Source organism: uncultured Cardiobacterium sp., from assembly GCF_938028185.1.
In the GTDB taxonomy this organism is placed as follows: Bacteria; Pseudomonadota; Gammaproteobacteria; order Cardiobacteriales; family Cardiobacteriaceae; genus Cardiobacterium.
Genome location: NZ_CALJAH010000054.1, coordinates 1 through 5,921 on the forward strand (window position 1 = coordinate 1; position 5,921 = coordinate 5,921).

The following is a 5,921-nucleotide window of genomic DNA, read 5'->3' on the forward strand; positions in this document are numbered from 1 at the left end:
CGCGTACTGCCTTCAGCGGCGCGCCTTGTCTGAAACTTTCGGTGGATGGCTATATTTCAACCGTCCTGCGCTGTGAAAATAATTGGCGTGGATGGGTATTAATCATCGCCTCCGTATTCTTCTCTGAATAAATTGTATCCACGACACAAGACCAGATAGTAGAAAAATTGAGCCGACAATAATGCGGCTTCCCGGCCCGTCAGGAAATTGGTAAAACCATTTGCCCATCATTTCCTTGACTTCGGCGGTTTCCGGGTTCTGTTCCAGATAAAGAATTTCTACCGTCGTACCCGGCACAATGCTTCCGTCACGGGTATAGCGTCTGAACGTTTCTCTATCGACGCCAAATTTGCCATGATGCCCCAAATAATTTATGTGCAATTTATAAAATCTTTTTATACCGGGAGGAACTCCTCCACTCATTTCTGCAGCCTGCAATTCACCTTTCACGGATATGCCCTGTTTCTCCAGTATATTTTGCACGCGAACCCGGTTAATGCCGCTCGCCATCATAAAACTGCCAATAATGGTTAATCCCAGCGCCAACGGGAAGTAATTTTTTCTTGCCATATTTTTGTTCTCCTGAGGTCAAACTAGAGGCTGTTTGCAATTCGGTGGATAAGCACCTCCCCAACCCTACCCCGCTGCGGGCTTCGCCCTGCAGGGGAGGGGCAGTTCGGTGGAAAAATGGACGAACAGTTGTCAAATCATTCGCCGTTCTACTCCCTCCCCCGCAGCGAAGCGCAGCGGGGGAAGGCCGGGATGGGGGTAACGTCCGCGATTCCGGCACCAATGCCGAAACGTCCACCAACGTCAAACCCACCCCGCACCCGGAAAACAACAAACAACCAGAGGCATCCCCCATGACCGACGACCCCGCCAAACAATCCCGCGACGCCAAACTCGCCGCCGCCCGCGCCAAAAGCGAAGAACGCCGCATCGCCCACGCCAAACTCAAACAACATATGCGCGACACCGCCATTCCCATCCGTCCGCAGCCGGACGAGCACCAATGACCCCGTCCACCTCACCCTATCTCCACACCGCGCCGCCCTTGCGCCGCGTCATGCTGCAAGTGGCGGCCGCGACCCTGCCCGGCGTCCTCGTCCTCCTCTACTGGCAGGGCAGCCGCTGGCTCGGCCAACTGGCGCTGACCATCGCCGCCGCCTACGCGCTTGAAGCCGCCGTCCTCTGGCTACGCCGCAAGCCCTACGCCCCGCTGCGCGACGGCAGCGTCCTCGTCACCGCAGTCCTCTTGGCGCTGTCGCTACCGGTGCTGGCGCCGTGGTGGATACCGCTCATCGGCACCGTCTTCGCCGTCCTCTTGGGCAAACACCTCTACGGCGGTCTCGGGCAAAACCCGTTTAATCCGGCGATGGTCGGCTTTGCCGTGCTGCTCATCAGCTTTCCCGCGCAAATGAGCGGGATGCCCGCCGCGCCCGTCTCCCTGCTTAACCCCGTGGATGCCACCAGCGCCGCCACCCTGCTCGACCACAGCCGCATCCTGCGCATCGCCGGTGAGCCGCTCGCCGCCCTCTACCCGCCGTGGCAACAACAACTGCTCAACCTCGCCTGGCTCGCGGGCGGCATCTGGCTGACCACCACCCGCGCCGCCGACTGGCGCCTGCTCGCCTCCACCCTGACAGGCGCCATCGCCGCCGCCTTTATCTTCTGGCTGGCGATGCCGCTCGCGCTCAACCCCTACAGCCAGCTGATGAGCGGCGCGCTTATCTTCGGCGCCTGCTTTATCGCCACCGACCCGGTCACAGCTGCGACCACGCCGCGCGGTCGCTGGCTCTACGGCATCCTCGTCGGCGCGCTTGCCGTCGCCATCCGCAACCTTGGCAACTTCCCCGACGGCGTCGCCTTCGCCATCCTTATCGCCAACGGCCTGGTGCCGCTGATTGACCCGCTCACCCAACCGCGCTACCGCTAAACCACTAGAAAAAAACCATGAGCCTTTACGACAACCCGCTCCCCCCTGCCGACTACGCCGCCTACCGCGCCCTACGCGAGGAAATGTGCGACCTCGCCTTGCCATACCTCGGCCATTGCCTTGAGCGTCAGCAAACCTTGCGGGAAGTGGGGCGGTATCTCGAATCCATCGACCTTGACACAGCAACCGCCCGCCTTGGTGAAACCGTCTGCCGCGTGCAATTCATCGGTCACGGAGACGATGGCCGCTGGCAATGGGCGTGGGACGATCCGCCGGGTACCTACCCGGCAGAAGCCTTGCGCGATGCCCTGCATCTCAAAGCCTGGGGTGAGCAGCACGGCATCGAATGGCTGAGCCGCAGCGGCTGGCCGATGGCCGCATACGAACAGAATGATGCCTTGGGCGCCCTTGCCGTCATGCTTAACCATGCTGACGGCTACAACACGGAAAACGCCCCATACCTCCTCAAGGAACGCCTGCCCAATCCGGGGCGGGACTCAATGCTGCTGATGACGGTTTACCTGCCCCGGCCGGTGCAGACGCCGCCGCGCAGCAAAGAAAGCATCACAGAAATCGTTGATAGCCTTTGCCGCCGCTATAAGGCTTCAGCCGCCATAGTCGCCATTGCCGCCTACCTCGACAGCCTGCCGCCAGAGTTGCGCCCGGAAACTGCTGAGATAGAAGTGCCGCAGCCGGAAAAACAACCGGCGCACATCGACTACTTCCCGGAAGCAAGCACCGTCTTCAGCGCCGCCCAGCCCTGGCTGGAAAAATACCTGCTGCCGCTCGCGAGCTTTGACCTCGCCTCGCTTGATCCGGCGCTGGGCGATGTCCGCCTGCATTTCATCAAACCCAACGAAGGATGTATCGGTGGCGATACCCAAGTGACGTACACCGACTACTGTGGCGCAAACTGGCTCTGCTTCCACCTTGAAGACGACGGCACCTACCGCTTCCTCGCCGAGGAAGACTACTTTCTCGGCGAAAATGCCGCCCCGGACGCGCAAAAATACTTCGCCAAAGTGCGCGCCAGCTACCGGCAAATCAAACAGCTTTACCGCGAAAGCGGCGTGGTCGTCCAATGGCTCGATCACTACAATCTGCCATGTTTCGGTGGCCCGCCAATTTTTCTGCCCTACTTCTACCAGGGCAACTGGTCCACCATAGAGCCGCCAGCGGCGTTTACCACTGGCGAAGACTACGACAACTGGGACAAAGAAGCGGACATCCGCTACCAGGGCAGGCGCTTCATCTGCATCGCGGCAGATGCCAGCTACTGCTGGGGCGAAGGTGGCGCCGACGACATCCTGCTCCTCTACGAACCGCACAGCCGCCTCGTGCTGATGACCTTTGACTACACCTGAAACAACCGGAAACCCCGTGGGGAGCCCGTAGGGTGGGTCTTGACCCACCACAACAAAACACTTCGGTTTTCAACGGTGGGGCAAGCCCCACCCTACGATTCTGCCGCTTACACCCACCCCCGAAAACCTGACCCCGTCACCCATGAAAACCCCGTTCACCGCCGCCCTGCGCCTTGCCGCCTTTGCCGCCGTTACCTTTGCTGCCGTCAGCATCGCCTGGTTTGCCGCCAAAAACCGCATCGAAGCGCAACAACACGGCGCGAAAATCGCACAATACCGCGAAATCAACCCCGACATTGACCCGGCACTGCTGGAGCACGGCGAAACCGTACCAATCGGCGACGAACCCGCCGAGCGCTACACCGCCGCCGACGGCAGCACCTACTACCAAATCAGCACCTACAAAGGCTACAACGGCGAAATCGCGCTGCTCATCGGCATCGCCCCCGACCACGAGACCCTGCTCGGCGTGCGCGTCCTCGCCCACAAAGAAACGCCCGGCCTCGGCGACAAAATCGAGGCGCGCATCGACCCGTGGATACTGCAATTTGCGGGCAAAAGCCTCGCCAACACCCGCCTTGCGGTGAAAAAAGACGGCGGCGACATCGACAGCTTCACCGGCGCGACCATCACCCCGCGCGCCGTCACCAACCAGGTGGCCGAAGTGCTGCGCGCTACACAAAAACAGCCACAAAAACCGTAGGTTGGGTTAGCGCGCAGCGCGTAACCCAACAAACCGCAGCAAATTTCACACTTCCCCGCTCCTTCCCGCCCCGCAAAGGCGGGGACAACCACCACACAAACCCGCATCACCAACCTAATCTCCAAAAACCATGACCCCCGAAACCCGCAAAACCCTTGCCAACGGCCTCTGGCACAACAACCCCGCCCTGGTGCAAATCCTCGGCCTCTGCCCGCTGCTCGCCACCTCGACCGACACCATCAACGCCCTCGGCCTCGGCATGGCGACCATCTTCGTCTTGACCCTGTCGAACGTCCTCGTCGCCGCCACCCGTCGCTGGCTGCGCCCGGAAATCCGTATCCCGGTATTCGTGCTGCTGATTGCGGGCGCCGTCACCGTCGTCGAAATCCTCATCCAGGCGCTGGCCTACCCGCTCTACCAGTCGCTTGGCATCTACCTCGCGCTGATCGTCACCAACTGCGTCATCATCGCCCGCGCCGAAAGCTACGCCGCGAAAAACCCGGTACTGCCCGCCGCCATTGACGGCGCGGCAATGGGCGCGGGATTCGCCTGCGTCCTCGTCGCTCTCGGCGCGCTGCGGGAAATACTCGCGAACGGCACCCTGCTCGCCGGTGCCGACCGCATCTTCGGCCACGGCATAGACCTCACCATCCGCCTCTACCACAGCGACAGCCATTTCATCCTCGCCGCGCTGCCACCCGGCGCATTCCTCTGCTACGGCCTGCTGATTGCCGGAAAGAACCTGGTCAATACGCGCTTGCAACGACGTAAAATGAAAAAGCCCGTTTCCGCGCCTTCCCGGTAACAGGGATTCCCTTCTGAGGGACGGGGACGCCTGAACGGGAGAACGTTGACCAATACATCAGCACAGGAGCAGTGCCATGCAAACTTTCCAACAATTCAAGCAAGAATTTGCCCAATTTGAACAGGACGTATTGACGCTCCAGCTCAATCAGGGAGCAGAAAACCGGGAAACCGTAAGATACAAAATCATAAAATACAGGGAAAAGGAGGTGGAATATGAAAGATTACTGCGGATATATAAAAAACAGGAGGATGAAAGCGTAGGAAATGAAATAAAAATTTTACAAGACCGTCTGCGGGAAACAAGTATAAAGATAAACGAAATTGATTATATAGACAGTCAGTTAGACAGAAAAACACTGCTCGATAAAATTCATAATTTTACAATATTTTTGTTGAGCTGCTTGCCATTTTGCTCTTTTTCAGGATTGTTTCTCTTGTTTATGTATTTAAGACAAATAAACCTAAATGACAGTTTTTATATAATTCTTTCAGAAACCAGTGGCATGATATTTCTGTTGGTTGCAGGAATTTGGTTGGGTGTATCCCATTTTTTTGTTCCTTATTATTTTTCACTCATAAGGGTAGAAGTAATAGAAAATCCGCACAGAATGAATAAAATAATACAAAATAATATTCTTGTATATCTGTCATATAAAATATTCCTAAGAATATACTTACTAAAGCTGTAATAGTAAAGAAAATTTTTGTTGTTTCTTCTGAACAACTTATATTATTAAAAGGTATTTTTAATAGTGCTCCTCCATACCACTTTCTTGGAAATAAATCAAAAAGAATATGTATTGCTATTGCAGTTGAAAAACCAACTATAAAATATTTAAAAAAGTAACTTGTCTTTGTTTCATATAAGGTTATAAAAATTATTGTAACAAAAGGACTATGTGTTAATATGCTTCTATGCCTAAGTCTTAATTTAAAATCCCAATCAGGTAATTTTATCCCAAATAAGAATGAAACTGTAATAAGTAAAAAACCTAACAAATTTATATTATATAACATCTAAAACTCCTAACTCCTATTATTTTATACTTTGTTATTATACAACAGTATATAAATAAAAAATAGCTTTTATTTTTAAAATACTAAAAATTTA

General features: G+C 55.2%; 7 protein-coding genes and 1 pseudogene. 6 read left to right on the plus strand and 2 right to left on the minus strand.

Annotated elements, in window-relative coordinates; all coding sequences use genetic code 11:
* Positions 1-102: 102 nt before the first annotated feature.
* The gene (locus tag Q0349_RS01770) at positions 103-570 is read right to left on the minus strand and encodes a DUF3592 domain-containing protein (RefSeq protein ID WP_298079104.1); all 468 of its coding nucleotides are present in this window, start codon (positions 568-570) and stop codon (positions 103-105) included.
* Between the two features lie 293 nt (positions 571-863).
* Here Q0349_RS01770 and Q0349_RS01775 point away from each other — a divergent pair, with 293 nt between their 5' ends.
* The 6 genes from Q0349_RS01775 (at position 864) to Q0349_RS01800 (ending at position 5,499) form a co-directional block, all read left to right on the plus strand.
* A complete protein-coding gene (locus Q0349_RS01775) occupies positions 864-1,016 on the plus strand; it encodes a hypothetical protein (RefSeq protein ID WP_298079106.1) in 153 nt (50 codons plus the stop codon).
* Entirely contained in the window at positions 1,013-1,936 is a 924-nt protein-coding gene (locus tag Q0349_RS01780) for an RnfABCDGE type electron transport complex subunit D (RefSeq protein ID WP_298079108.1), read from the plus strand. Before Q0349_RS01775 ends, Q0349_RS01780 begins: the two co-directional genes overlap by 4 nt.
* Before the next feature lie 17 nt (positions 1,937-1,953).
* A complete protein-coding gene (locus tag Q0349_RS01785; RefSeq protein ID WP_298079110.1) occupies positions 1,954-3,300 on the plus strand; it encodes a DUF6882 domain-containing protein in 1,347 nt (448 codons plus the stop codon).
* 142 nt (positions 3,301-3,442) lie between these two features.
* Positions 3,443-4,003, plus strand: a complete 561-nt coding sequence (locus Q0349_RS01790) for an RnfABCDGE type electron transport complex subunit G (RefSeq protein WP_298079112.1) — start codon at positions 3,443-3,445, stop codon at positions 4,001-4,003.
* 130 nt (positions 4,004-4,133) lie between these two features.
* On the plus strand, positions 4,134-4,808 hold the full coding sequence (locus tag Q0349_RS01795) for an electron transport complex subunit E (RefSeq protein WP_298079113.1): 675 nt from the start codon (positions 4,134-4,136) through the stop codon (positions 4,806-4,808).
* 76 nt (positions 4,809-4,884) lie between these two features.
* Entirely contained in the window at positions 4,885-5,499 is a 615-nt protein-coding gene (locus Q0349_RS01800) for a hypothetical protein (RefSeq protein ID WP_298079114.1), read from the plus strand.
* Here Q0349_RS01800 and Q0349_RS14025 read toward each other — a convergent pair.
* Positions 5,420-5,827: pseudogene (locus Q0349_RS14025) on the minus strand (hypothetical protein); the annotation flags it as partial. The gene Q0349_RS01800 and the pseudogene Q0349_RS14025 sit on opposite strands and share 80 nt — an antisense overlap.
* Positions 5,828-5,921: the final 94 nt, after the last annotated feature.

What these genes read in the sequence shown, in the direction of transcription:
- Q0349_RS01770 (WP_298079104.1), bottom strand. Translation starts at nt 570, where the DNA reads ATGGCAAGAAAAAATTACTTCCCGTTGGCGCTGGGATTAACCATTATT.
- Q0349_RS01775 (WP_298079106.1), top strand. Translation starts at nt 864, where the DNA reads ATGACCGACGACCCCGCCAAACAATCCCGCGACGCCAAACTCGCCGCC.
- Q0349_RS01780 (WP_298079108.1), top strand. Translation starts at nt 1,013, where the DNA reads ATGACCCCGTCCACCTCACCCTATCTCCACACCGCGCCGCCCTTGCGC.
- Q0349_RS01785 (WP_298079110.1), top strand. Translation starts at nt 1,954, where the DNA reads ATGAGCCTTTACGACAACCCGCTCCCCCCTGCCGACTACGCCGCCTAC.
- Q0349_RS01790 (WP_298079112.1), top strand. Translation starts at nt 3,443, where the DNA reads ATGAAAACCCCGTTCACCGCCGCCCTGCGCCTTGCCGCCTTTGCCGCC.
- Q0349_RS01795 (WP_298079113.1), top strand. Translation starts at nt 4,134, where the DNA reads ATGACCCCCGAAACCCGCAAAACCCTTGCCAACGGCCTCTGGCACAAC.
- Q0349_RS01800 (WP_298079114.1), top strand. Translation starts at nt 4,885, where the DNA reads ATGCAAACTTTCCAACAATTCAAGCAAGAATTTGCCCAATTTGAACAG.